This is a genomic window from Microbacterium awajiense (assembly GCF_039536545.1).
In the GTDB taxonomy this organism is placed as follows: Bacteria; Actinomycetota; Actinomycetes; order Actinomycetales; family Microbacteriaceae; genus Microbacterium; species Microbacterium awajiense.
This window is the reverse complement of the sequence record NZ_BAAAYU010000005.1, coordinates 516,129-541,733: the sequence shown is the minus strand read 5'-3', so window position 1 is coordinate 541,733 and position 25,605 is coordinate 516,129. Positions and strand designations below refer to the sequence as shown.

Below are 25,605 nucleotides of genomic sequence, written 5' to 3'. Positions count from 1 at the left end.
CGGGCGGGCCGCTCATCGGGCTCTGCGCCCGGTCAGAGTGCTGGTGGGTCTTCAGTTCGCCCGCGCCGAGTCGAGGGTGCCGGCGGCCACGAGTCCATGTTCGGCGCAGGTGAGCCGGTGGGTCTTCGGCTCCACCGCGCTGAATCGTGGGTGCTCGCTCGCTCGATTCGCTGTTCGGCGCGGTCGAGTCCCGCCGTCCCGGCTGCGAGCGCTCGACGTCGCGCACCCGTTCCACGCTGTCAACGTCACCGGCACGGGCGATGGGAGAGGCGTCGACGACCGTTCGAAGCTGCTCGAGCGTATGCAGTGGTACGCCCTTCGGATGATCGAGCACGAGTTCTTCACGCACGTTCCGGCAGCGGTCGCATGGGGCCTGCCGCTGCCTTTCCGGGCCGATGAGTCGCGGGATCTCGACGTCGGGGTGTTCGCCCCGCGCCGGAACCGGGCCGGACGGGGTGTCGCAGGGCACTCCGTCAAGCCGGGCTTGGCGCATGTCGTCGACCATCCGACGCTCGGAGTGCGGTTGACGTCCCCGGCATCGACCTGGGCGATGCTCGCAGGAACACTGTGGGATGTCTACGACGTGGTCGCACTCGGTGACGCAATCATGCGTGAGCCCCTGCATGAGGCCGACGCTTCAGCGCTCGCCACGCTCGAGCAGCTCGCCGCGGCCGCATCGGCGGGCCGGCGACGGGGCATCGCGCGACTTCGCGAGGCGTTGCCGCGCATCCGGACGCGCTCGGCTCCGACATCGCCCGTACCGAGCGCCTCGTGGCCGCAGGCTGGCGGGTCATCCGGGTCACCAAAGATGACGTGTTCGAGCATCCCCTGCGGCTGACCAACCTCGTTCGCGGCGCGATCCTCGTGGCGCAGGACCGCTGACCGACGACGTCGCGTCGGCACCGGACTCAGGGTTGGGCCGCGCCGAACAGCGGATGCCGTGCGCCGAGACCCTCGATTCGACGCGGTCGATCTGGAAGCGAGCCCGGCGACGGATGCCGTATGCCACCAGCGAACACGGCCGTCGGGTCGCGCCCCCGTGGCTACCCTCTTTGTATGGCGCCCGAGGTGCGTCTGGAGGCCGGAGGAAAGCGCATGTTCGAGAGATTCACGGACCGTGCCCGTCGTGTTGTGGTGCTCGCCCAGGAAGAGGCGAAGATGCTCAACCACAACTACATCGGCACCGAGCACATCCTGCTCGGGCTGATCCACGAGGGTGAGGGCGTCGCCGCGAAGGCGCTCGAGAGCCTGGGCATCTCGCTCGACGCCGTGCGCGAGCAGGTGCAGGACATCATCGGTCAGGGGCAGCAGCAGCCGACCGGGCACATCCCCTTCACGCCGCGCGCGAAGAAGGTGCTCGAGCTGAGCCTGCGCGAAGCGCTGCAGCTCGGCCACAACTACATCGGCACCGAGCACATCCTGCTCGGACTCATCCGCGAGGGTGAGGGCGTCGCCGCGCAGGTGCTCGTGAAGCTCGGCGCCGACCTGAACAAGGTGCGCCAGCAGGTCATCCAGCTGCTGTCGGGGTACCAGGGCAAAGAGCCGGCCGCCGTCAGCGGCGCCGCCAACGAGTCGACCCAGTCGGCGCAGGGTGGGTCGCAGGTGCTCGACCAGTTCGGTCGCAACCTCACGCAGGCGGCGCGCGACAACAAGCTCGACCCGGTGATCGGGCGCGAGAAAGAGATCGAGCGCGTCATGCAGATCCTGTCGCGCCGCTCCAAGAACAACCCGGTGCTGATCGGCGAGCCCGGCGTCGGCAAGACCGCCGTTGTCGAGGGCCTGGCTCAGGCCATCGTCAAGGGCGACGTGCCCGAGACGCTCAAGGACAAGCAGCTGTACTCGCTCGACCTCGGCTCGCTCATCGCCGGCTCCCGCTACCGCGGCGACTTCGAAGAGCGCCTCAAGAAGGTCACGAAGGAGATCCGCACGCGCGGCGACATCATCGTCTTCATCGACGAGATCCACACGCTCGTCGGAGCGGGAGCCGCCGAGGGCGCGATCGACGCGGCCTCCATCCTCAAGCCGCTGCTCGCACGCGGCGAGCTGCAGACGATCGGCGCGACGACGCTCGACGAGTACCGCAAGCACTTCGAGAAGGATGCTGCGCTCGAGCGCCGCTTCCAGCCGATCCAGGTCGCCGAGCCCAGCCTGCCCCACGCGATCAACATCCTGAAGGGGCTGCGCGACCGCTACGAGGCGCACCACAAGGTGCAGATCACCGACGGCGCGATCGTGGCGGCGGCGAACCTCGCCGACCGCTACATCAGTGACCGGTTCCTGCCCGACAAGGCGATCGACCTGATCGACGAGGCGGGTGCGCGGCTGCGCCTGAGCATCCTGTCGAGCCCGCCCGAGCTGCGTGAGTTCGACGAGAAGATCGCCAAGGTGCGCGAAGACAAGGAGCACGCCTCCGAAGACCAGGACTTCGAGAAGGCCGCGTCGCTGCGCGACGAGGAGAAGTCGCTGCTGGCCGAGCGCCTGCGTCTCGAGAAGCAGTGGCGTTCGGGTGACGTCGCCAGCCACGCTGTGGTCGACGAGGGCCTGATCGCCGAAGTGCTCGCACAGGCCACCGGCATCCCGGTCTTCAAGCTGACCGAAGAGGAGTCGAGCCGTCTCGTCTTCATGGAGAAGGCGCTGCACCAGCGTGTCATCGGCCAGGAGGAGGCGATCGCCGCCCTCTCGAAGACGATCCGCCGTCAGCGCGCCGGCCTCAAGGACCCCAAGCGTCCGTCGGGGTCGTTCATCTTCGCCGGGCCCACAGGCGTCGGCAAGACCGAGCTCGCCAAGGCCCTCGCCGAGTTCCTGTTCGACGACGAGTCGGCGCTGATCTCGCTCGACATGAGCGAGTTCGGCGAGAAGCACACCGTCTCGCGGCTGTTCGGTGCCCCTCCGGGCTTCGTCGGCTTCGAAGAGGGCGGCCAGCTCACCGAGAAGGTGCGCCGCAAGCCATTCTCGGTCGTGCTGTTCGACGAGATCGAGAAGGCGCACCCCGACATCTTCAACTCGCTGCTGCAGATCCTCGAAGAGGGTCGCCTCACCGACGGCCAGGGTCGTGTCATCGACTTCAAGAACACCGTGATCATCATGACGACCAACCTCGGTTCGTCGGCGATCGCGGGCGGCCCCGTCGGCTTCCAGGTGGAAGGCGACCAGGGAACGACCTATGACCGCATGAAGGGCAAGGTCAACGAGGAGCTCAAGCGCAACTTCAAGCCCGAGTTCCTCAACCGCGTCGATGACATCATCGTGTTCCCGCAGCTGAACAAGGACGAGCTGCGCCAGATCGTGGGCCTGTTCACCAAGCGCCTCGGCGAGCGTCTGCTCGACCGCGACATGACGGTGGAGCTGACGGATGCTGCGAAGGACCAGCTGATCGAGATCGGCTTCGACCCGGCGCTGGGTGCCCGCCCGCTGCGCCGTGCGATGCAGCGCGAGGTCGAGGACCGCCTGTCGGAGAAGATCCTGCACGGCGAGCTGGAGTCCGGCGACCACGTGAAGGTCGACGCGAAGGACGGCGAGCTCATCTTCGAGCACGGTCCGCGCGGCGAGAAGGTCGCCGTGGGCGTCGCGACGCGCGGCGAGATCTCGGCGAGCCCGGAGATCGTCGCCGGCGGCTGACCCGGACGAGACTACGAGGCGAAGCGCCCCGACCGTACGCGGTTCGGGGCGCTTCGCTTCGTTGCGGTCACTACACTGATCGACGATGGAGCCCAGGGTTCGACAGGATGCCGAGTCCCGGCCGTCCACGCTCGATCGTGGGTCCTGGCAGACACGGCTCGGCGTCGTCGCCCTTCCGAGCGTGGTCGCGTCTCTTCTGCTGCTCGCCCGTAGCGCCGCCGTCCCGCTGTGGCGTGACGAGTACGCGACGGCGATGCACGCGTCACTGAGCCCCGGAGAGCTGCTGCGCGCCGTCGTCACGGGCGACGCCGTCCAGGTGCCGTATTACCTGCTGATCCACATCCTCTCCCCGATCCTCGGCTTCGAGTACGGCATGCGGATCGTGTCGATGGTCGCCGTGGTCGTGGCCACCGCGCTCGTCGCCCTCCTGGCATTCCGGTGGTGGGGAGCTCTGCCTGGAACCCTCGCCGGACTGTTCTTCGCCACGAATGTCGGGGTCATCACCGCAGGGGTGACGGCGCGTCCGTATGCGCTGATGCTCGCAGCCCTCACCGTCGCAGTCCTGACGGCGGACCTCGCGTCGCGTCGTGCGGTCTGGTGGCCGGTCTTCACGCTCGCCTCGATGCTCGCGGTGGCGATGCATCTCCTCGCCGTTCTGCCGATCGCCGCGACGGGGCTGCTCGCGCTCGGCCGTCCGCGTTCCTATGTCGTGCGGTGGGGTGCATGGACCGCGGCGCCGATTCTTCTGGCGCTCGCGGTCGGAGCGATCGGATGGACGCAGCGGGATCAGATCTCATGGCTCGGACGCCCGGATCTGCGTTCCGCGACGGCCTCTCTGGCCAAGGCCGAGGGCGTGTCCCTGCACCGGGCTGTGACATTCGACGCCCTGGGCCTCGTCGTGCTCCTCACCATGGCGGCCCTGCTGATCGTCGCGTTGCGGCGCCGGCGTCCGCCGGCGTCCGCAGACACGTGGCGCCCGGTTGCGCTCGGAATGGCGCTGGCGTTCATCGCTCCGGGTGTCGTGCTGGTCTGGTCGCTGGTCTTCTCGCCGCTGTTCCACGAGCGCTACCTGGTCTGGGCGTCCATCGGCTCGGCTCTTCTCCTCGGGGCGACTGTATGGGTCGCGCGTGAACTCGATACAGCTCTCGCCAGGATCTCCGCAGCGTGCGTTCTTCTCCTGGTGGCGGTGAGCGGCGTGGGTGCCATCATGCACTTCGCGGATCCGCCACAGGACTACGACGACATTCCGGCCATCACGACCGCGATCGAGCAGTCGGCGCTACCGGGCGATGTGGTCTACGTCTTCGAACACAACCCGCACTACGGGATCGCCTACGCCGTGGCGGCGGCGTTGGGGGACGACGCCATGGCAGACGACGTGCGCGGTGCACTCGTGTCCGGCCTGAGCACCGCCACCGTGCGTACCGTCGAGGAGGTGGAAGCGGTCCGATCTCGGGCAGGTGCCTCCGCGTCGGCTGACGATCGGACCGTCTTCATCGTAGGCGTCGCCGTGACGCTGCCCGAGGATGCCGAGCAGGTTGCGGCGGAACTGGGCTGCGTCAGCGACGAGGACGCCGAGATGGTCATCATCGGTGGTCTTCAGCTGGTCACGATGACCTGCTCGCCCGACCGTTGAGCCCACCCCGCACGATGGCGGGCAGCAGCGCCCGTGGTGAGCGGGCGCGCAGCGCGCTCCACCACACACCGGCGCCGTAGGCGAGGTCGTCGAGGCGCCGGGCGAGCCCGAAACGCAGCGGGTCCAGAGCGGGGCGCAGTCGCACATACTCCCAGGCCACGTCGACGACGGCGGCGACCGCCAGTGCGCGCCGGGCGCGGCGCGACACCAGCGCACCCGCGACGGCGGCGGGCCACCAGTGCCGTACGAGCAGCGCGACGCCCTGCGCGAGGGCGGCCACCAGGCCCTGTCCGGTCAGGCGCGTCGCGAGGGGCCACGGTTCGCGCACATGCGTGAGCCGCCGCGCGATCCGCACAGCCACCACAGCACCGGTCGCGGCGATGACGGGCACGCTCCACCGTCGCTGAGCGAACAGCGCGGCGAGCGCGAGAGCACCCCACGGCGCGAGCACTGCCGGTGCGATGTCGGACGGATGCCGCTCGCCGAGCGGCGCGGCCCCCGTGCCGTAGAAGAACTTGCGGCCGAGCCACGGGCGCACCCGCGTGCGGTGTTCGTGGAGAACGGTCGCTGCCGGCTCGTACCGCACCCGACGGCCCGCGTCGGCGAGCCGCCACACGAGGTCGACGTCCTCTCCCACCCGCATCCGGGCGTCGAAGCCGTCGCCGAGCGCGTCGACGCGCGCGACCAGACAGGTGCTCGACACCCATGCGACGGGACTGCGGGGGCGCACGGTGGCGGGTTCACCACCGAGATCCAACGACGACCGGGCGTTCTCATAGCGGGTGATCCAGTTCGGTCGCGCGCGCTCGAGGCCGATCACGCGCGGGGCGACCATCGCCACTTCCGGGTCTGCGAAGTGGCGCAGCAGGGTCTCGAGACAGCCGGCCTCGATCACGACGTCGGAGTCGACGAAGGCGACGTACCGGGTGATGACGCGGGCGAGGCCGGCATTGCGTGCGGCGCCGGAACCGACATTGACGTCGAGGCGCACCAGGTCGGCACCGTGGCGGGCCGCGACCTCGCGCAGAGCTGACGGGTCGGCCGAGGCGTCGTCGACGACCACGACGCCGCCGAGCCCCGCCGGAAGGCTGCCGAGCAGCCGGTCGAGCATCGCTGCCCGCTCGTGCACCGGCACGACGACGGTCACCTCGGCCAGAGACCCCTCAGGCAGGCTCGCCGCGACGGGCTCGGCGACGCCGGCCGCCATCAGTCGTTCGACGAGGGCACGGGATGCCGCATCCGCCACCGTGACCTCGCGGTCCCGCACGTGCGCAACGACACCGGGGTTGAGGCGCAGCACGCGCGTCGGCCAGCCCCCGACCAGCACCGCGCCGCCCTCACGGACCTCGGTGCGCCGGCTGAGGCGTACGGTGAAGCCGTCGGGGAGCTGCGCACTCATGCGTGTCGTCGCCCGTCGAGCTCGACGATGTCGGATGCGAGATCGGCCCCCGTGCGCTCGACGACGGAGGCGAACAGCATCCGACCCTCATCCGCCGAGGCGCCCGCGGGGTCGCCGAGCACCCCGTTGGGCGACATCGCCGCGACGCCGCCATCCCTCAGCAGGGGGAGGATCTCGGCGATCGGCCTGGTATCGCCGGGCTCTGCCCGCTCCATGCGCACCTCTGCGGGGCGCAGGTGCAACATCAGGGATGTCTCGTAGCGGCCGGCGTGCGCATCGGGTGCTGGCGCGTCGACGCCGGGGGCGCACATCAGCCACGAGGCATCCCGTCCTTCACTGCGCAGCATGGGCACCGCGCGGCGCAGCGCATCGAGGTTGCCCCCGTGGGCGTTGACGAAGACGAGTGCGTGGGCCCATCGCGTCGCCGAGCGGCCGATCTCGATCAGCACCGAAGACAGCGCGTCGGTGCCGATCGAGACCGTGCCGGCAAAGCCCTCGTGCTCGCCGCTCGCGCCGTAGGGCAGCGGCGGCGCGGCAACGATCGACCGGTCGGCCGTGCGCGCACGGTCGACCAGCGCCTCGGCCACGGCAGCGGCGATCACCGCGTCGGTGGCCAGCGGCAGGTGCGGGCCGTGCTGCTCGAGCGACCCGATCGGCACGAGCACGGTGTCGTGCTCGACCTCGGGCCAGCGGAGGTCACCGAGGGTGGGCCGGGGCGGATGCATGGTCGGCATCCTGCCATCACTCCGCGCCCGCGGGCACCTCGCCGTCCTTGGTGGCATCGGCCGGCTTCGCCGCCGCGGCCTTCGCCGTCGACGGCTTCGTGCGTCGCGCACGCGGCTTGGCGGAGGCCGGGCCCGCCGGGGCATCCCCGCCGCCGAGCACACGCTCGAAGTCGGCGGGCACCCACAGGTCGGCGCGGCTGAGCTCCGAGATGGATGCGTGGCCGAGGCCGAGTACGGCCGAGTCCAGCCCCATGCGCATGAGGTCGAGCACGTTCTCGACCCCGGCCTGACCGTTGGCGCCGAGGCCCCACAGGTAGGCACGGCCGATCATGACGGCGCGAGCGCCGAACGCAAGCGCCTTGGCGACGTCGCCGCCGCGTCGGACGCCGCCGTCGAGCAGCACCTCCACCTGATCGCCGACCGCGTCGGCGATCGGCCCGAGGCACCGGATGGACGCGGGTGTGGTGTCGAGGTTGTTGCCGCCGTGGTTCGACACGCTGATGGCGTCGGCGCCGATGTCGACGGCGCGCTTGGCGTCGTCGACGCGGGTGATGCCCTTGAGCAGGAACGGCCCGCCCCACTCTTGGCGCAGCCACTCGACGTCCTCCCACGACGGCGGAGGCGTCTGCATCCACTCGTAGTAGGCGCCGAAGAAGGTGGGCGCGGGGCCGTCGGGCGGCTGCAGATTCGGCGCGGTCAGGTCGGGCAGGCCGCTGCGCAGCCACCGCAGCGTCCACCCGGGCCGCTGGATCGCCTCGGGGGCGAACTGGATCATGGCGGGCAGGTCGAGCTTCTCGGGGATCGACGGGCTGCCCCAGTCGCGGCCGACCGAGAACGACCAGTCGAGGGTGGCGATGAGCGCCTTCGCGCCGGCCTGGCGCGCGCGATCCATCCGGCGGATCATGTCGTCCTTCGAGCCGGTCCAATACAACTGGTAGAAGGTGTTCGGATTCGCTTCGACGACCTGCTCGACCGGCTTGCTCGCGAACGAACTCAGCCCCATGATCGTGCCCCGTGCGTTCGCGGCGCGGGCGACCGCGACTTCACCGTCGGGATCGATCGCCTGCACACCGGTAGGCGAGATCAGCACCGGCAGCGAGATCGGGATGCCGAGGACGGTCGTCGACAGGTCGCGCGGCGACTGGTGGCCGGCGACGTGCGGTGCGAACTCGAGTTCGGCGAACGCGTCGGTGTTGTCACGCGGGGTCGCCCCGCGCTCCGAGCCGGCGACCAGCGCGGCGTACACCGACGGCGGGAGTCTCTTCTTCGCGCGTCGCTGCGCCTCCAGCACCGATTCGAACCACGGGTTCTGCCGCCACGGCCACCAACTCATCGCGTCTTGTTTCCTTCCTGCACCGGCGTCGATGCGTTCCTCGTATCAGCGGGCTCAGCGGCCCGTGAAGATCTCACTCACGGCCGGCGCGACATCGCGGTAGCCATGGATGACGCGACACACGCCGCGTCCGCGAGCGGCGAGCTCGCGTCCGAGCGCCACATCCTTCTCGCCGGTCGCGTCGAGCATCACATCGAGGCGGGGCAGCCGTGCCGCGAGGGGGCGCGGATCGGGGCCGGCGTTGTGCACGCAGTCCGACAGCAGCACCACCCGGGCGTCGCGTGCGGGCACCCGCTCCAACTGACGCTGGGCGACCTCGAGGGGGAAGGCCACGTTGGTCAGCCCTCGTGCCGGGATGCGCAGGATGCTGTCGAGCAGCTCCATGGGCCGCACCGCATCGCCGAGCTTGAGCAGAAGCGCGGCATCCGACCAGAAGGCCACCACCCCGAGGGCGTCGTGGCTCAGTTCGGACGAGACGGCACCGACCGTCGCCGCCGCGGTCTTGATCCGCTCGCCGCGCATCGATCCCGACACGTCGACCAGCAGCACCACCGAGCGGGTCGTGCGCATGCGTTCGCGAACGACGATGTCCTCGTCGTCGGGCACCGGATGCTCGGCCAGCACCTCGATCGTGCGGTCGAGATCGATCTCGTCGGACGTTCCGCGATAGGGCGTGCTCACCAGCTCGCCGATCCCGCGGCGAGTCGTCACGTCCCGTCGCGCACGGCGGACCGACAGGCGTGATGCGATCTGCCGAGCCACCGCATGCACCGTCGGATCGACGGTCGAAGCCTCGTCCGGTGCCGCGACCAGCGATCCCTGCTCGTCCGTCTCTCCCGGTGCCGTCGAACCCGGCTTCGACGGCCCTCGACCGGACCGTCCGCCTCGGGACGTCAGCACCGGGCCGCCGCCGGCACCCGTCGCGTCGAAGACCGTCGGCTTCTCGTCGAGCTTCTTCGGGGTGCGTGCCAGCGGGGTGCCTCGCGTGCGCGACGACGACCGCCGCTTCCCCGAGCTCAGCGGCGAGTCCGCCGCGACCTCTCTTCATCCGGGTGCCGCCTTGTGCGGCTCGAGGATGAAGCGGTCTTCCCAGATCTCACGGAGGACGGCCTCAGGGGTCGTCTCGGCGGCTTCGTCGAGGTGGATCCGGCCCGAGAGGGCGACGATCATCGCATCGTGGAACAGCTCGGGATACGCCTCGTCGTCGGGAGCGCCGACGTCGCGCAACGTGGCGAGGCGCAGTGCGACGAGGGTGGCGTCGATCGCACCGCGCACGCTCGAGCCCTGACGGATGTCGGGGTGTTCGCGTGTGGCGCGCGTGACGGCGACGGCATCGGTCACTGCCCGTTCGGCGAGGGGACCCGAGGCGTCGGTGCGCAGAGCGACGATGCGCTCCTCCTCGACGGCCGACTGGTAGTCGACCGACAGGCGATTGAGGCGGTCGTGCACACTCGTCGACAGCCGCGTCGTGCCGACGTTGTCGTACGGGTTCATCGATGCGATGACGCGGAACGTCGGCAGCGCCTCGATCCGGCCCACCCGGGGCACGGTGATCGACCGGTCGGCCATCGCGGTGAGCAGCGTGTTGAGGGTGTCTTCGGGGGCGCGGTTGAACTCCTCGATGTAGAGGAAGCCGCCGCGCTGCATGGCTTCGAGCAGCGGTCCGGGCACGAAGTTCTCGGGGGAGTAGTCCTCGCGCAGCACACGCGCGGGGTTGTGGTGCCCGACGAGCTTCGCCGGGGTCAGGTCGGCGTTGCCTTCGACGAACATGAGCGGGATGCCCCACTCCTCGGTGATCGCCCGCAGGAGCGTCGTCTTGGACGTTCCCGGCGGGCCTTCCAGCACGATGTCACGCCCCGCCGCGACGGCGGCGAGTGTGAGTTCCAGCTCGCGCTCGCGACCCACGACCAGAGACGCGATCCGATCACGGCTCGCGGCGAGGTCGCTCGATCCGTCAACGGCGGTGCGTGTCATCGTCATCCTTTCGACCCTCCTACTTCTGCGTCTGACCGGCGTCGACCGGGAGGCAGACTCCCGTGACGTACCGCGCCTCGTCGGACGCGAGCCACAGCACGGCGTTCGAAATGTCGACCGCCTCGATCCACGGAACCGGGAGCGCATTCATCGCCCCCATCCGGGCCCCGAAGTTCTCGCGGGTCCGCTCCTGCTCGGGTAGATCAGGCATGAAGAGGTTGTACAGCGTCTCGTTCTGGATCATGTCGGTGTCGACGCCGGTCGGATGCACCGTGTTGACGCGGATGTTGTCGGCCGCCAGCTCGTTCGCCAGGGACCGCATGATGCCGACGACGCCGTGCTTGGAAGCGACGTAGTGCACGAAGTTGGCGTGACCCTTGAGGCCCGCCGTCGAGCTCGTGATGACGATCGACCCGCCCCCGGCCGCCCGCAGGTGCGGGATCGCCGCCTTCGCGGTGTGCCAGACCCCGGTCAGGTTGACGGCGATCATGTCGTTCCACGCTTCATCGGTGAGTTCTTCTGCGACCGCGCTCGAGAAGATTCCCGCATTGGCCGAGACGATGTCGATGCGACCCAATTCGGCCACGCCGGCATCCACCGCTTCCTTGAGGCCGTCATAGTCGCGCACATCCGCCTGTCGGGCGACGATGCGACGATCGAGCGCCTCGACCTGCCGCACCGTCTCCGCCAGATCGTCGGGGGTGGCCATCGCGTACGGCACCGTGTCGATCTGCCGTGCGAGGTCGACTGCGATGATGTCGGCGCCTTCCTGAGCCAACCGCAGCGCGTGGGCGCGCCCTTGGCCACGGGCAGCACCGGTGATGAAGGCGACTTTGCCGTCGAGCTTTCCCATCGTCGTCTCTCCCTACTTGATGACGGCGCCGGCGTCGACGGGGAGCGGGACGCCGGTGATGTAGCGGGCCTCGTCGGATGCCAGGAACAGCAGCGCATTCGAGATGTCGACCGGTTCGACCCACGGGATCGGCAGGGCGTTCATCGCCATCGATGCCTCTGCGAAGTCCTCGAGCGTGGGGTTCTCCTTGTCGGGCCGGAACAGCCGCATGATCGTGTCGTTCATGATCATCGGCGTGTCCACCTGCGTGGGGTGGATGCTGTTGACCCGGATCATGTGAGGTGCCAGCTCGAGCGCGAGGGTGCGCATGAGTCCGACGACGCCGTGCTTGGCGGCGACGTACGACGACGCGTGTGAGTATGCCTGAAGCCCGGCCGCCGAACTGGTCAGCACGATCGACCCGCCGTTGCCGGCTTCGATCATGTGGGGGATGGCCGCTTTCGCCGTGCGCCAGACGCCGACCAGGTTGACGTTCTGCATGTCGACGAAGTCCTCGTCGCTGGTGTCCTGTGACGCCGCGGGCAGCATGGCGATGCCGGCGTTGGCGGAGACGATGTCGAGACGACCGAACTGGGCGATGCCCTCTGCGACCACGGCGTCCAACTGCTCCTGGCTGCGTACGTCGGCCTTCTTGGCGATGATGCGCCGGTCGAGTGCCTCGACCTGCGCGACCGTCTCGGCCAGGTCCTCCTCCGTCGCGCCGACGACCGGCGTGTTCGGCTGGGGTTCGAGCGCGTCGATCGCGATGATGTCGGCGCCCTCCTGTGCGAGGCGGATGGCGTGCGAGCGTCCCTGCCCGCGCGCGGCTCCGGTGATGAAGGCGACCTTGCCTTCGACCCTTCCCATGTTGTGCTCCTTTCGAGTGGTTATTTGACGGGGGTGGCGTTCACGCCGGGCAGCAGCAGGTGACCGGCATCAACCGGCACCGAGATGCCGGTGACCGATGAGGCGAGATCCGAGTTGAGCCACAGCGCCGCGTCGGCGATGCGCTGCGGCGACAGGAACCCGTTCCCCTTCAGGGCGTGGAAGTGATATCCGGCGGCGAGCATGTCGTCCTCGGTGCCCTCGCCGGCGGGCTTGCCCGACATCATGTCCCACGCCCCCTGCCAGCTCGTCATCGGCGTGAGGATCGCACCCGGGTGCACGGAATTGACGCGGATGCCATGCGGGGCGTATTCGAGCGCGAGCGTCTTCATGATCCCGACGACGCCGAACTTCGCGGCGCAGTAGTGCACGTAGTTCGCTCCGGGCTCGAGCCCGTTGATCGATGACGTCATCACGATGGACCCGCCGCCCTGCTCCATCATCTGGGGCAGCACCGCCTTCGCCGACTTCCAGACGCCGGTGAGGTTCACTCCGATCATGTCGTCCCACATCTCATCAGTCAGCTCGTGCGCGGGCGCCAGCGAGAAGATGCCCGCGTTCGCGATCAGGATGTCGATGCGGCCGAACGAGGCGATGCCCTCGGCGACTGCTCTGTCGAGATCTGTCTGGCTGCGCACGTCGCCGACGACCGCGACGATACGTCGGTCGAGCTCTTCAACCTGTCGGACGGTCTCGTCGATGTCGGCCTGCTCGGCCATCGGGTACGACACTGTCGAGATCTGATCGAGTGTGTCGATGATGATCACGTCGGCTCCCTCTCGGGCGCACGTGATCGCGTGTGCGCGGCCCTGACCGCGCGAACCTCCGGTGATGAGGGCAACCTTGCCCTCGAGCATCCCCATGTCTGTCTTCCTTCCGTTTCAGTACTGCGTGTTGCCGGCGTCGACGGTCATCGACAGCGCGGTGACGTAGCGGGCTTCGTCGCTGGCGAGGAACAGCACCGCGTTCGACTGGTCTCGCGGCTGCGTGGCCTGGATCGGCAGCATGTTCGCCATCATCCCGCCGAGGGTGGGGTTCTTCTCGAGCAGCGGAGGGAACGCTTCGCCCATCTCGCCCATCGCCGTCTCGACCCCCGTCGGATGCAGCGTGTTGACGCGGATGTTGTGCTGGGCGAGCTCGGCGGCGAAGGCCTTGCCGAGGCCGTTGACGCCCCACTTCGAGGCGACGTACGGCGTCAGGAAGGGCAGGCCCTTCAGGCCCGCGGCCGAACTGGTGAGGATGATCGAACCGCCGCCGGCGGCGATGAGATGCGGCGCCGTCAGCTGCACCGTGTTGAACACGCCGGTGAGGTTGGTCGAGATGGTCTCGTTCCAGATCTCGGGTGTGACCTCATCCCAGCCGGCGATGATGCAGATGCCGGCGTTGCCGACGACGATGTCGAGCTTGCCCAGCTCGCCCACGCCTTCATCGATCACGGCTTTGAACGCGTCGCGGTCGCGCACGTCCGCCTTGCGGGCGACGATGCGGCGGTCGAGCGCCTCGACTTGACGGACGGTCTCGGCGAGGTCCTCCTCGGTGGCCGACGAGTACTGCAGGCCCGGGACGGGCGCGCACAGGTCGACCGCGATGATGTCGGCGCCCTCCTCGGCCAGTCGCAGCGCGTGGCTGCGACCCTGCCCTCGCGCGGCTCCGGTGATGAGCGCGACCTTTCCTTCGACTCTGCCTGCCATGGCGATCTCCTTTCGGGTTCGAAAGCGCGCGAAACCACCGCGACCGCGGCGCGGTCGTCGGATTGTCAGTGGTCTCGGGCGTTAGTGGGAGCGGATGCCTCCCCGTGCAGTTCCGCCCTCGGGGGCGGTCTTGTTCACGTCTGGGGGACTGAACCCGGCGAGAGGGCTCTCGGCACAGGCACTGACCGGGGGTCGGGTGATGTCGTCGCGGCGACCGATGGTGACCCGCACGGGTCGGGGGCGCGGCGGTGAGGTGCGGTGGGAGTGGTCGCCGGAGGGGGTCTGCGGGGTGAGCTTGTCCTTGTCCTTGAGCGCCTCCTCGCCGAATCCGCGAACGCACTCGGGGTCGGGGCCGTCGAGGGGCAGGCCGGTGAAGAACTTCGCGGCCATGCACCCGCCCTTGCAGGTGTCGAAGAACTGGCAGGACGAGCATGCGCCCCCGGACTGCGGTGAGCGGAGCCGCTGGAACAGCCCGGACTGCCGCCAGACATGCGCGAAGCCGTTGTCGCGGATGTTGCCGGCGAGGAACTCGTCGTGGATCGCGAAGGGGCACGCGTAGATGTCGCCCACAGGGTCGATGAGGCACACGACGCGACCGGCGCCGCAGAGATTCAGGCCGGGAAGGGCCTGCCCGTAGGCCGAGAGGTGGAAGAACGAGTCTCCGGTGAGCACCTGGTCGCCGTGCGCGACGAGCCAGTCGTAGAGTTCGCGCTGCTGGTCGGCGGTCGGGTGCAGGTCGTCCCACACGTCCGCGCCGCGCCCGGACGGTCGCAGCCGGGTCAGCCGCAATTGGGCGCCGTACGTGTCGGCGAGGGCTTTGAACTCGTCGAGCTGGCCGATGTTGGTGCGTGTGCACACCACCGACAGCTTGAAGTTCTTCATCCCGGCGTCGTGCAGGTTCTGCATCGCGCGGATGGCCATGTCGTACGAACGGCCGCCGCGGATCGCGTCGTTGACGTCGGCGGTCGCCCCGTCGAGCGAGATCTGCACATCCACGTAGTCGTTCGCGGCCAGTTTGGTGGCGATCTCGGGGGTGATCTTGACCCCGTTCGTCGAGAACTTCACCCCGACGTGGTGGGCGGTGGCGTAGTCGAGCAGCTCCCAGAAATCCGAGCGGACCGTCGGTTCGCCACCCCCGATGTTCACGTAGAACACCTGCATCCGCTCGAGCTCGTCGATGATGCCCTTGCACTCCTCGGTCGACAGCTCCCGCGGGTCGCGTCGTCCCGACGAAGACAGGCAGTGCACGCACGACAGGTTGCAGGCGTAGGTGAGCTCCCATGTCAGGCAGATCGGGGCGTCGAGTCCGCGTTCGAAGTGGTCGACGAGTCGCCCGGGTCCGGGGGTGGGGGGTGCGTCGGCGATCAGGGTCATGCGGCACGCTCCTCGATCATCATCGACGAGGCCAGCGTGTCCAGCGCCCGCAAGTACTTGGCTCGCTGATCGATCGGCACACCGGCGAGGTCGCACGCGGCCACCGCCGACGGCGCCTCATCGAGGTGCTCGACCACGGAAACCAGCATCCGGTCCTTCAAGAACGAGAGCTTCCGTGTGCCGAAGTGGTACAGCAGCGCTCCGAAGGGCTCAGGACGCACCGACACCCGGGGACTCAACCGCCACGCGACGTCCACATCCACGGTTCAGTACACGCCGCACATGCCGTCGATCGAGACCTCCTCGACCAACTCGTCCTCCACCACCACCGCCTCGGCAACGGTGCTCTCGGTGCTCTCGATGACCTCGGGGTCCATCAGCTGATCCTCCGTCCGGGACCCGACCACCTTGGCGAATCCCTCGTTGCGGCCGATACTAATGACACTCAGTGCCGAATGGAAGGGTGTCGGCGAATCCGCACCACGAACCACGGAATCGGTGCCACGCTGTGTGAGGAGGACAGGCGATGACGGTGGATGCGACGACGCAGACGCCGGGGGCCGACCGCCCCCGGATCGGCCGCGCGCCCGCCACCACGCACGGCGAGCTGAGTCACATCGCCCTTCAGCTCTTCCACGAGCGCGGCTTCGAAGAGACCACCGTCGACGACATCGTGCGCGCCGCCGGCATCGGCCGTCGAACGTTCTTCCGCTACTACCGCTCGAAGAACGATCTGCCGTGGGGCGACTTCGACCATCTGCTCGACCAGATGCGGCGGCACCTCGCCTCGCTGCCCGACGACCTTCCGCTGCGGGATGCCCTTCGGCTGGCGGTCGTCGAGTTCAACCGCTTTCCGACCGATGAGATCCCGGTACACCGCGAGCGGATGCGGCTGCTGCTGAGCGTGCCGAGCCTCATGGCGCATTCCACCCTGCGCTACACCGAGTGGCGGCAGGTGATCGCCGAGTTCGCCGCCGACCGGCTCGGTGACCACGCCGACGATCTGGAACCTCGCGCGATCGCGTGGGCGTGCCTCGGTCTCTCGCTCGCCGCGTACGAGCAATGGCTCGCGAACGACGATGCAGACCTGCTGCACCTCATCGATGACGCGTTCCACCGGCTCAGCACGACGTGGGGTTCGACGCGCGGATGACGCGCACGATCGTCGTCGGGGGCGGGGCGGCCGGGTCGGCGCTGACCGCGCGGCTCAGCGACGACCCCGATCGCGAGGTGACGCTCATCGAGGCCGGGCGCGCCGACGGCGTGTACCCGCCCGAACTGCTCGACGCGTCCGGCATCCGCGGCGCGATGCCCGGGCATCCCGCGACGTGGACCTACGAAGCCCTGCTGGCCCGCGGTCGGCCGTACGCCGTCGCGCGCGGTCGCATCCTCGGCGGGTCGACGACGATCAACGGCGGCTATTTCGTCCGCGCGCGGCGCGGCGATCATGACATCTGGGCGGATGCCGGAGGGCCGCGCTGGTCGTACGACGCGTGCCTGCCGATCTGGCGCGCGATCGAGGCCGACGCTGACTTCGGCGCGACCGCGCTGCACGGAGCGGCGGGGCCGGTGCCGGTGCGACGCCACGACGGCGGTCTGCTCGCGGCGGCGTTCACCGAGGCCGCGACCGCGCGCGGCCACCCGCTCGAACCCGACAAGAACGGCGAGCAGCCGGCCGGGGTGGGCCCGGTCCCGTCGAACGTGCGCGGCGGGGTGCGCGTCAACACCGGTCTCGCGTACATCGAGCCGGTGCGCGGCCGGACCAACCTGCGCATCCTCGGGTCGACGACGGTCGCACGGATTCGCTGGCGTGGCGCACGCGCGGTGGGGGTCGAGACCGACGTCGGTGGCGTCGACGCCGACGAGGTGGTGCTGTGCGCGGGCGCGATCGGCTCGGCGCGCATCCTGCTCTCGTCGGGCGTCGGCCCGCAGCGACCGTTGTCCACGCTGGGTATCGCGGTGCGGGCCGATCTGCCGGTCGGCACCGCGTTCGCCGACCACCCCGACATCGCGGTCGCCTGGCGACCGCGCGGTGTGATCCCCGACTCGGCGGATCCGTTCCCCTTCCCCGTCGCCCTTCACCTGGATGCCGCCGGCAGGGGAGGCGCCGATGGCGACCTCGAACTGCTGCTCGCTGCGCGGCCTCTCGATCAGCTGCTGACCGGTTCCGCCGCCCCCGACGCCGATCGCCAGGTGATCGTCGGACTGCAGGCGCCGCGTGGGCGCGGCGAGCTGAGCCTGCGGTCGGCGGATCCGACCACCTCGCCGCGCGTCGCCTACCGCTATCTCGAGGAGGCATCCGATCGTGATCGGCTGCGCAGCGGCATCCGTGAGACCGCCGCGCTGTTGCAGACGGGAGCGCTCGGCGAGGTGTGCGCGGGGCTCAGCGATCTCGGCGATGCACAGCTGCAGAGCGACGGCGCCCTCGACGACTGGATGCACGCGCACCTGGGCACCGCGATCCACATGTGCGCGACGGCCCCGATCGGCGACGTCGTCGACGGTGCCGGGCGCGTACTCGGCGTCGAGGGGCTGCGCGTCGCCGACACCTCGATCCTGCCCAGCGTGCCCTCACGCGGGCCCGCGGCATCCGCCGTGCTCGTCGGTGAGGTGGTCGCGCGCGCGATGCGGGCCGGGGACTGAGCGCGACCGAGAATAGGCTGGGACGGTGGCAGACTTCCGCATCCGGCCGGCGACCGCGCGCGACGTGCGCGGCATCCAGCAGATCCTGGAGCCGCTCGTTCAGCGCCGCATCCTGCTCGGCAAGGACCTCGTGGTTCTCTACGAGGCGGTACAGCAGTTCGTCGTCGCCGAAGACGACGACGGGCGGCTGATCGGCTGCGGCGCCCTGCATGTCATATGGGAGGACCTCGGAGAGGTGCGCACGCTCATCGTCGTCGACGAATGGCTGCACCGAGGCGTCGGCCGCGCGATCGTCGAAGCCCTCGAGCGCAACGCGCGCGCATTGGGACTCACCCGCCTGTTCTGCCTCACGTTCGAGGTGGAGTTCTTCACCCGCCGGGGCTTCGCAGAGATCGGCGAACAGGTCGTCGACCCCGACGTGTACTCGCAACTGGTCCGCAGTCCCGACGAGGGGATCGCGGAGTTCCTCGACTTGGCGCATGTGAAGCCGAACACGCTCGGAAACACCCGCATGCTCAAGCAGCTGTAGCCGCCGCGGGGTCATCGCTCCCGGTGGCGCGCCTCGCTGCATCCCGGACGGCCCCGCCTACGCTGGTGGCATGAGCGAACCGACGCGGAACAGGCGCCACTCGCCCGCCGTCTATCGTCGGCGCCGGCTCGTGGTGCTGCTGGCGCTCGTCGCGATCATCGCCGTGATCTGGCTGCTCATCGCCCAGCCGTGGCGGGGGGCGGCCACCGAGGGCACCCCGCAGAGCGCGGCGTCGCCCACGTCGGCGACCGCGACCGACCTTCCGGTGCCGTCGGAGGACGCGGGTGCGTCGGCGACGCCGGCTGCGTCGTCCGCCACCGCCTCGTCGGCGCCTTCGCCGGAGGCATCCGCGACCCCGACCGCGGCGCCGTGCGTCGCGCGCGACCTCATCGTCGAGGCCGTGACGGATCAGGACTCGTATGCGACGGGGCAGAATCCCCAGCTGTCGATCCGGCTGACGAACAACGGTGAGGACTGCACGCTGAACGTGGGAACCAGCGGGCAGGCGTTCACGATCACGAGCGGATCCGATGTGTGGTGGCGTTCGACCGACTGCCAGAGCGAGCCGAGCGACATGATCGTGCTGCTCGCGGCGGGGCAGACCGTCGAGAGTGCGTCTCCCCTCGAGTGGGACCGCACGCGCTCGTCGGTCTCGACGTGCGCCGACGAGGACCGGCCGCGCGCTCCGGGCGGCGGGGCGTCGTACCACGTCGGCGTCGAGATCGGCGGAGTCGCGTCGACCCAGACGAAGCAGATCTTCCTCTACTGACGCGACCCGACCGCCCTGTCGAGGGGTGCTTTCCTCGTATGCGATTCATAGGAAGTGTCCCCCGAAGAGGGGACAGCCGACCCCCTTGTGCGTGACGTAGCCTGGTATCAGCTCCCAGTCCGAGACTTGCGCGCTGACCCCAGCAGCGACTCGACCCCAGCGAGTGAATGCGGGTCTCCGGTGAGCTTTTGGCCCTCTCGAGCGTCTCCGATTCCCTGGAGACGCCGAGAGGGCCCTTCTTCTTCGTGGGGGTCGCCGTCGGCGGCGTCTACCCTGGAGCGATGGCACCCGTTCCCGCTTCGTCCGAGCCTGCGGCCGAGCCGCCGGAGCTGCGCAACGTGCTGCTGGTCGACGCCCTGCAGACCCAGGACGTCGCCGCCGTCGCGTTCGCGCTGCGCCACGGACCGACCGTCGTGCCGATCGTGCGGCCTGCCGACGGTGAGACGGGTGACCCCGACGGCGCGATCTGGACGTACCGAGACCCGGGATCCGGGCAGAACGTGCTACTGCTCTTCAGCGACGCCGCTCATCGGCCCGAGACTCTGCCGGTCGATCTCGCGCTGCTGTCGCCGGGCGCGCTTCGCACGTTCCTCGCTGTGCAGGGCGACGAGATCTCAGCGGTGTTCTTCGACGTCGCCGGGCCGCACCCGATGAAGGCCAGCCCACCCGACATCATCGCCGCGCTCGACGCCTGAGGGCGGAGTCGGCGCCTCAGAACTCGGGGGCGTCGTCGCCGGGGCGCGCGGCGGCATGACCGGCCAGCTCGGCGAGTGCGCGACGCAGCGTGCGCGAGGAGGTGCCCACCACCGTGGAATAGCCGAGACGGGACGCCTCGGTGCTCCGCTGCGCCGACTGCGTCACGGGCCGGATCTCGCCGGTGAGCGTGAGCTCGCCGATCGCCGCGACCCCGCGCGGCAGGGCGACGTCTCTCAGAGCGTTCGCGACCGCGACCGCGATCGCGAGATCGGCGGCCGGCTCGGTGAGTCGTACGCCGCCCACGGTCGAGACATAGACGTCCTGATCGGACACGGTGATGCCCCCGCGCCGCTCGAGCACGGCCAGCACCATCGCGACGCGGGCGGAGTCGACACCGTTCACGACCCGGCGCGGGTTGGGCGCGGAGGTCTTGATCGTGAGCGCCTGCACCTCGACCGGCAGTGCACGCCGCCCCTCGAGGGCGATCGCCACGCACGTGCCGGGCTGCGGGGATCCGTGGCCGAGGAACAGTGCCGACGGATCGGGCACCTCGGCGATTCCAGCGCCGGTCATGTCGAAGCAGCCGACCTCGTCGGTCGGGCCGAACCGGTTCTTGAGGGCCCGGACGAACCGAAGCGACGTCTGCCGGTCGCCCTCGAAGTGGCACACGACATCGACGAGGTGCTCGAGGATGCGCGGACCCGCGATCGACCCGTCTTTGGTCACATGGCCGACGACGATCGTCGGCAGTGCGCGTTCCTTCGCGATGCGGATGAGGGTGGATGCCACCTCGCGCACCTGCGAGGGATGCCCCGCCATCCCCTCGGACATCGCCGAAGACACCGTCTGCACCGAGTCGACGATGAGCAGGTCGGGTGCGACCTCGTCGACATGGCCGAGGATCGTGGCGAGGTCGGTCTCGCTCGCCAGGTAGAGCTCGTCATGGAGGGCGCCGGTGCGCTCGGCTCGCAGACGCACCTGCGCGGTGGACTCCTCGGCGCTGGCGTACAGCACGCGGCGTCCTTCGCGTGCGGCCCGGGCGGCCACCTCGAGCAGGAGCGTGGATTTGCCGACGCCCGGCTCGCCCGACAAGAGGATCGCGGCCCCCGGCACCAGCCCGCCGCCGAGGACACGATCGAACTCTCCGACCCCCGTCGTGCTGCGCGGGCTGTCGGCGGTGTCGATGTCGGTGATCGGCCGTGCGCGGCGCGACGCGCCCGGCGCGACGGGCGAGACCGAGCGCACGATGCCCGTCTGCTCGGCGGCCTCGACGACGGTGCCCCATTGCTGGCACTCGCCGCAGCGGCCGACCCACTTGATCGTCGTCCACCCGCACTCGGTGCAGCGGTACGGCGCGGTCTGCGTCGGTCGGCGGGGCGGCATGCGTCCAGGCTAGGCCGCACGGCCGACACTCGGGCTGTCGCCTCACCCACCACCGTGGAGCCCGTGCCCAGCCGCCGCTGGTAGCCTGGACGTACTTGCAGCGCTCACAGCGCTTCTCGCGTCGTAGAACGCTTCCCTCGCCGCCGTCTCTCAGACGGGCCCGGCTGACATCTTTCGCACGGCGAACCCGCTCGGGTCTCGATGCGGGCCACCGACCCAGGGCGCTCGCGCGCCCGGAGAAACCCCATGACTGACATCACCTTCGGCGCGCTCGGCGTGCCCCGTCCGCTCGTCGACGCGCTCGCCGCCGACGGCAAGACCACCGCCTTCCCCATCCAGGTCGACACCCTGCCCGACACGCTCGCCGGTCGCGACGTGCTCGGTCGCGGCAAGACCGGTTCGGGCAAGACCCTCGCCTTCTCGATCCCGCTCGCCGCCCGGCTCGGCGCCGACGGCGGAGCATCCGCCCGTCGCGGCCGTCCGCGCGGCTTGGTGCTCGCGCCCACCCGCGAGCTCGCGACCCAGATCAACGCCGTGCTCGAGCCGCTCGCCGCGGCCTACGGGCTGCGCACCACCACGATCTTCGGCGGCGTGAACCAGAACCGGCAGGTGCAGGCGCTGCACGCCGGCGTCGACATCATCGTCGCGTGCCCCGGCCGTCTGGAAGACCTCATGAAGCAGGGGTACGTGCACCTCGACACCATCGAGGCGACGGTCATCGACGAGGCCGACCACATGGCCGACCTCGGCTTCCTGCCCGGCGTCACGCGCATCCTCGCCGCAACGCCCTCGGGCGGACAGCGGATGCTGTTCAGCGCGACCCTCGACAACGGTGTGGACAAGCTCGTGCGCCGGTTCCTGCAGAACGAGGTCGTGCACTCGGTCGACGAGGCCACCTCGCCGGTCGCCGCGATGACCCACCACGTGTTCACGCTCGTCGACACCGACGCCAAGAAGCGCGTGGTCACGGCCCTCGCGTCGGGCACGGGTCGCCGGATCCTCTTCATGCGCACCAAGCACCAGGCGAAGAAGCTCGCCCGCCAGCTCACCGACAGCGGCATTCCGTCGGTCGACCTGCACGGCAACCTGTCGCAGCCGCAGCGCGACCGCAACCTCGCCGCATTCTCGTCGGGCGCCGCGCGCGTGCTCGTGGCGACCGATGTCGCCGCCCGCGGCGTGCACGTCGACGACGTCGCCCTCGTGGTGCACGTCGACCCGCCGGCCGAGCACAAGGCGTACCTGCACCGCTCGGGCCGCACCGCGCGTGCCGGTGCCGAGGGCTCGGTCGTGACGCTCGTCCTGCCCGAGCAGCGGCGCGACGTGAACCAGCTGCTGCGCAAGGCCTCGATCACCGCGGCGCCCATCGACGTGACCGCCGACTCGGCCGAGGTCGCCGCGCTCGTCGGCGAGGTCGCCGAGTACGTGAAGCCCGCGCCTCGCCAGGCGCCCCCGCAGGGCGGCGGCCGCAGTCAGGGCGCGAACGCCCAGCGCAAGCGCGCGGCGCGCGGCGGCGGCAACGGTGGCGCCGCGTCCCGTGGGGGCCGTACCGGCGGCTCGGCCTCGGGCGGAGGCGGCTCGGCTTCGCGTTCGGGCGGAAACACCGGCGGGGGCAAGCTCACCGTGGGGTCGGTCGTGCGTCAGAACGGTGGGGGCCGCCGCCGCGGCGGTCGCTGAGTTCGGCGCGGTCCAAGCCGGCTGCTCAGCGCAGCGACGCGGCGATCTCGGCCAACGCGGCCGCCGAGTTCTGGAACAGATCGAGTTCGCGATCGTCGAACCGGGTCTCGCGGATCGGCACCGCCCCTGAGGCGTCGACGATGCACGGCACCGACAGGGCCACGCCGTCGACGCCGTGGAAGTCGTGGAGCACCGGGCTCACCGGCAGCACGGCGTGCTGATCGCCGAGGATCGCCTCGATGATGCGCGCGCTCGACAGTCCGATCGCGTAGTTCGTGGCTCCCTTGCCCTCGATCACCTTGTAGGCGGCATCCCGCACGTCGACGGCGATCGCATCGAGCTCTTCGACGGTCATGCGGTCGCCGCGCGGAGTCACCCAGTCGAGGATGGGCACCGTGCCGATCGTCGCGCGCGACCACAGCGGGAACTCGGTGTCACCGTGCTCGCCGACGATGTAGGCGTGCACGCTCGATGTCGACACGCCGGCGCGTCGGGCGAGCTGCCACCGCAGCCGGGACGTGTCGAGCACGGTGCCCGAGGCGAACAGGCGCTCGGGCGGAAGACCGGTCGCCTCCTGCGCGAGAACCGTCAGCACGTCGCACGGGTTGGTGACGATCACGTAGATCGCGTTCGGGGCGACCTCGAGCAGCTGCGGCATCATCGTGCGCAGGATGCCGGCGTTCACGCCCGCGAGCTCGATGCGGGTCTGCCCGGGCTTCTGCTTGGCGCCCGCGGTGATCACGACGACGTGCGATCCCTCGACGACCGAGATGTCGCTGCCGCCGGTGATCTCGCTCGCACCGATGAACTGCGTGCCGTGCGACAGGTCGAGCACCTCGGCCTCGACCTTCGCGGTGGCGATGTCGTACAGCGCGACGTGGCGCGCCGAGCCTCGGATGAGCGCAGCGTACGCCGCGCTCGCGCCGACGCTGCCCGCGCCGACGATGGTCACCTTGGAGTTCTCGATCACGCTCATGCGTCAAGTCTGGCAAAGCGGATGCCGCCAGGACACGACATCGAGGTGTCAGTTCGGTGCATCCTCGTCGGCGGGAGCGTCGGGGGTGCGGATGCCGAGCCACGAGACGATCCCGCCGAGGGCCATGAGCACCGCGGTCGCCCACGCGGCGCGGTGGAATCCTTCGAGGTCGAGCATCCCGCCGACGATCGTCGCGAGGGCGGCGACCGCGAGGAGCCCCGCCACGCGGGCGATGGCGTTGTTCGTCGCCGACGCGATTCCGGACCGCTCGGGTTCGATCGCTCCGAGGATCGCCGAGGTGAGCGGAGACACCGTGATCGCGAGCCCCAGGCCCAGCACGATCATGCCCGGCAGCATCTGCCACCAGTAGTCGAACTGCTCAGAGACGGCGAGCAGCAGGAGCGACCCCGCCGCCATCAACAGGGGGCCGACGGTCATGAAGATGCGCGGACCGAACCGGCCGGCCAGCGCCCCGGCGCGTGAGCTCAGCAGGATCATGAGGATCGTCAGCGGCAGGCTCGCGAGTCCGGCGAGGGTCGCACTGAAGCCCGCCTCCTGTTGCAGGTAGACGCTCACGACGAAGCCGTTGAGGGCGAGGGCGGCGTAGACGAAGAAGGTCGCGACGTTGCCGGTCCAGAAGTTGCGCACCGTGAACAGGCTGAGCGGCAGCATCGGTGCGCGTACGCGGGACTGGCGCCAGAGGAAGGCGGCGAACAGGAGGCATCCGAGGATCAGTGGAACCCAGATCAGCGGCGACGACCAGCCGAAGTTCGGCTGCTCGATGAGGGCGAACACGGCTCCGCCGAGGCCGAATGTGCACAGGACGGCGCTCGTCCAGTCGATGCGTGCGTCCGGCGAGCGGGTGTCGCGGTGCTCGAGGCGCGTGAGCAGCCACAGGGTGACGGCGATCGGGACGACGTTGATGAGGAACACGTAGCGCCACGAGAGCAGGTCGACGAAGAGGCCGCCGATCAGCGGGCCCACGACCATGGCACCCGTGGTCCAAGCCGTCCACTGTCCGATCGCGCGGGCCTGCAGCGCTCCGCGCATCGTCGCGGTGATCAGTGCGAGCGAGCTCGGAACGAGGAAGGCGCCCGCTGCGCCCTGTGCGGCGCGCGCGATGACGAGGAACAGCGGGGACGGGGCGAGCGCGATCGCGACCGAGGCGATCGCGAACCCGATGAGTCCGATGCGCATCACGAGGATGCGGCCGAACGCGTCGCTGACCGATCCCGCCAGCAGGATGAGGGCGCCGAGGGTCAGCAGGTAGGCGTCGACCGTCCACTGCTGTGTGGCGAGACCGCCGCCGAGCTCGTCGCGGATGGCCGGCAGTGCGACGTTGACCACGGTGCCGTCGAGGAAGGCCACGAACGACGCGACCGACGCGATCGCGACGACCAGGCGCTGCTGCGCCGTCATGGTCTGGGCCATGCTGAGGAATCTACTCGCGGTGCACGGCGAGCGGGCC

General features: G+C 69.9%; 24 protein-coding genes. 9 read left to right on the top strand and 15 right to left on the bottom strand.

Annotation, left to right across the window (positions count from 1 at the left end; all coding sequences use genetic code 11):
- Positions 1–322 precede the first annotated feature (322 nt).
- The 3 genes from ABD663_RS09215 to ABD663_RS09205 all read left to right on the top strand — a co-directional run bounded on the left by ABD663_RS09215 (position 323) and on the right by ABD663_RS09205 (position 5,254).
- On the top strand, positions 323–838 hold the full coding sequence (locus tag ABD663_RS09215; RefSeq protein WP_344737733.1) for a hypothetical protein: 516 nt from the start codon (positions 323–325) through the stop codon (positions 836–838).
- Between the two features lie 257 nt (positions 839–1,095).
- The gene (locus ABD663_RS09210) at positions 1,096–3,618 is read left to right on the top strand and encodes an ATP-dependent Clp protease ATP-binding subunit (RefSeq protein ID WP_344740199.1); all 2,523 of its coding nucleotides are present in this window, start codon (positions 1,096–1,098) and stop codon (positions 3,616–3,618) included.
- Between the two features lie 85 nt (positions 3,619–3,703).
- Entirely contained in the window at positions 3,704–5,254 is a 1,551-nt protein-coding gene (locus ABD663_RS09205) for a hypothetical protein (RefSeq protein WP_344737731.1), read from the top strand.
- On the opposite strand, the gene mftF is transcribed toward ABD663_RS09205, so the two are convergent.
- From mftF to mftA, 12 genes are all read right to left on the bottom strand, one after another.
- Entirely contained in the window at positions 5,226–6,653 is a 1,428-nt protein-coding gene (gene mftF, locus ABD663_RS09200) for a mycofactocin biosynthesis glycosyltransferase MftF (RefSeq protein ID WP_344737729.1), read from the bottom strand. The two genes, ABD663_RS09205 and mftF, sit on opposite strands and share 29 nt — an antisense overlap.
- Positions 6,650–7,378 carry a mycofactocin biosynthesis peptidyl-dipeptidase MftE gene (mftE, locus tag ABD663_RS09195; RefSeq protein WP_344737727.1) on the bottom strand — a complete coding sequence of 243 codons (729 nt, stop codon included), beginning with the start codon at positions 7,376–7,378 and terminating at the stop codon, positions 6,650–6,652. The genes mftF and mftE overlap by 4 nt, the downstream gene beginning before the upstream one ends.
- Positions 7,379–7,394: 16 nt before the next feature.
- Complete coding sequence (mftD, locus tag ABD663_RS09190; protein WP_344737725.1) at positions 7,395–8,711, bottom strand: pre-mycofactocin synthase MftD; 1,317 nt, start codon at positions 8,709–8,711, stop codon at positions 7,395–7,397.
- Between the two features lie 54 nt (positions 8,712–8,765).
- On the bottom strand, positions 8,766–9,422 hold the full coding sequence (locus ABD663_RS09185) for a vWA domain-containing protein (protein WP_425561773.1): 657 nt from the start codon (positions 9,420–9,422) through the stop codon (positions 8,766–8,768).
- A 333-nt stretch (positions 9,423–9,755) separates the two neighbouring features.
- The gene (locus ABD663_RS09180) at positions 9,756–10,685 is read right to left on the bottom strand and encodes an AAA family ATPase (protein ID WP_344737721.1); all 930 of its coding nucleotides are present in this window, start codon (positions 10,683–10,685) and stop codon (positions 9,756–9,758) included.
- A gap of 19 nt (positions 10,686–10,704) precedes the next feature.
- The gene (locus ABD663_RS09175) at positions 10,705–11,538 is read right to left on the bottom strand and encodes a mycofactocin-coupled SDR family oxidoreductase (protein ID WP_344737719.1); all 834 of its coding nucleotides are present in this window, start codon (positions 11,536–11,538) and stop codon (positions 10,705–10,707) included.
- 12 nt (positions 11,539–11,550) lie between these two features.
- A complete protein-coding gene (locus ABD663_RS09170; protein ID WP_344737717.1) occupies positions 11,551–12,384 on the bottom strand; it encodes a mycofactocin-coupled SDR family oxidoreductase in 834 nt (277 codons plus the stop codon).
- Between the two features lie 20 nt (positions 12,385–12,404).
- Complete coding sequence (locus ABD663_RS09165) at positions 12,405–13,265, bottom strand: mycofactocin-coupled SDR family oxidoreductase (RefSeq protein WP_344737715.1); 861 nt, start codon at positions 13,263–13,265, stop codon at positions 12,405–12,407.
- Between the two features lie 18 nt (positions 13,266–13,283).
- Positions 13,284–14,093 carry a mycofactocin-coupled SDR family oxidoreductase gene (locus ABD663_RS09160; protein WP_344737713.1) on the bottom strand — a complete coding sequence of 270 codons (810 nt, stop codon included), beginning with the start codon at positions 14,091–14,093 and terminating at the stop codon, positions 13,284–13,286.
- An 81-nt stretch (positions 14,094–14,174) separates the two neighbouring features.
- On the bottom strand, positions 14,175–15,467 hold the full coding sequence (gene mftC / locus ABD663_RS09155; protein WP_344737711.1) for a mycofactocin radical SAM maturase: 1,293 nt from the start codon (positions 15,465–15,467) through the stop codon (positions 14,175–14,177).
- Positions 15,464–15,724 (bottom strand): mycofactocin biosynthesis chaperone MftB, encoded by a 261-nt coding sequence (mftB, locus tag ABD663_RS09150; protein ID WP_344740197.1) that lies wholly within the window; start codon positions 15,722–15,724, stop codon positions 15,464–15,466. The genes mftC and mftB overlap by 4 nt, the downstream gene beginning before the upstream one ends.
- A 9-nt stretch (positions 15,725–15,733) precedes the next feature.
- Positions 15,734–15,844: a mycofactocin precursor MftA gene (gene mftA / locus ABD663_RS09145; protein ID WP_344737709.1), complete on the bottom strand. Its 111-nt coding sequence runs from the start codon at positions 15,842–15,844 to the stop codon at positions 15,734–15,736.
- A 149-nt stretch (positions 15,845–15,993) separates the two neighbouring features.
- Between mftA and mftR the strand changes: the two genes are divergently transcribed.
- The 5 genes from mftR (at position 15,994) to ABD663_RS09120 (ending at position 20,103) form a co-directional block, all read left to right on the top strand.
- Entirely contained in the window at positions 15,994–16,620 is a 627-nt protein-coding gene (mftR, locus tag ABD663_RS09140; RefSeq protein WP_344737707.1) for a mycofactocin system transcriptional regulator, read from the top strand.
- Positions 16,617–18,110 (top strand): mycofactocin dehydrogenase MftG, encoded by a 1,494-nt coding sequence (gene mftG / locus ABD663_RS09135; RefSeq protein ID WP_344737705.1) that lies wholly within the window; start codon positions 16,617–16,619, stop codon positions 18,108–18,110. The genes mftR and mftG overlap by 4 nt, the downstream gene beginning before the upstream one ends.
- A 25-nt stretch (positions 18,111–18,135) precedes the next feature.
- Positions 18,136–18,639, top strand: coding sequence for an amino-acid N-acetyltransferase (locus ABD663_RS09130; RefSeq protein WP_344737703.1), 504 nt, complete (start codon positions 18,136–18,138; stop codon positions 18,637–18,639).
- A 70-nt stretch (positions 18,640–18,709) separates the two neighbouring features.
- Positions 18,710–19,408 (top strand): hypothetical protein, encoded by a 699-nt coding sequence (locus tag ABD663_RS09125; RefSeq protein WP_344737701.1) that lies wholly within the window; start codon positions 18,710–18,712, stop codon positions 19,406–19,408.
- A 281-nt stretch (positions 19,409–19,689) separates the two neighbouring features.
- The gene (locus ABD663_RS09120; protein WP_344737699.1) at positions 19,690–20,103 is read left to right on the top strand and encodes a dehydrogenase; all 414 of its coding nucleotides are present in this window, start codon (positions 19,690–19,692) and stop codon (positions 20,101–20,103) included.
- Positions 20,104–20,119: 16 nt separating this feature from the next.
- Here ABD663_RS09120 and radA read toward each other — a convergent pair whose 3' ends face one another.
- Positions 20,120–21,487 carry a DNA repair protein RadA gene (gene radA, locus ABD663_RS09115; RefSeq protein ID WP_344737697.1) on the bottom strand — a complete coding sequence of 456 codons (1,368 nt, stop codon included), beginning with the start codon at positions 21,485–21,487 and terminating at the stop codon, positions 20,120–20,122.
- A 246-nt stretch (positions 21,488–21,733) separates the two neighbouring features.
- On the opposite strand from radA, the gene ABD663_RS09110 reads away from it, so the two are divergent.
- Positions 21,734–23,161 carry a DEAD/DEAH box helicase gene (locus ABD663_RS09110; RefSeq protein WP_344737695.1) on the top strand — a complete coding sequence of 476 codons (1,428 nt, stop codon included), beginning with the start codon at positions 21,734–21,736 and terminating at the stop codon, positions 23,159–23,161.
- 25 nt (positions 23,162–23,186) lie between these two features.
- Here the strand turns inward: ABD663_RS09110 and ABD663_RS09105 are convergent, their stop codons facing one another.
- On the bottom strand, positions 23,187–24,137 hold the full coding sequence (locus ABD663_RS09105; RefSeq protein WP_344737693.1) for an L-lactate dehydrogenase: 951 nt from the start codon (positions 24,135–24,137) through the stop codon (positions 23,187–23,189).
- A gap of 48 nt (positions 24,138–24,185) precedes the next feature.
- Positions 24,186–25,568, bottom strand: coding sequence for an MFS transporter (locus tag ABD663_RS09100; protein WP_344737691.1), 1,383 nt, complete (start codon positions 25,566–25,568; stop codon positions 24,186–24,188).
- Between the last annotated feature and the right edge of the window lie 37 nt (positions 25,569–25,605).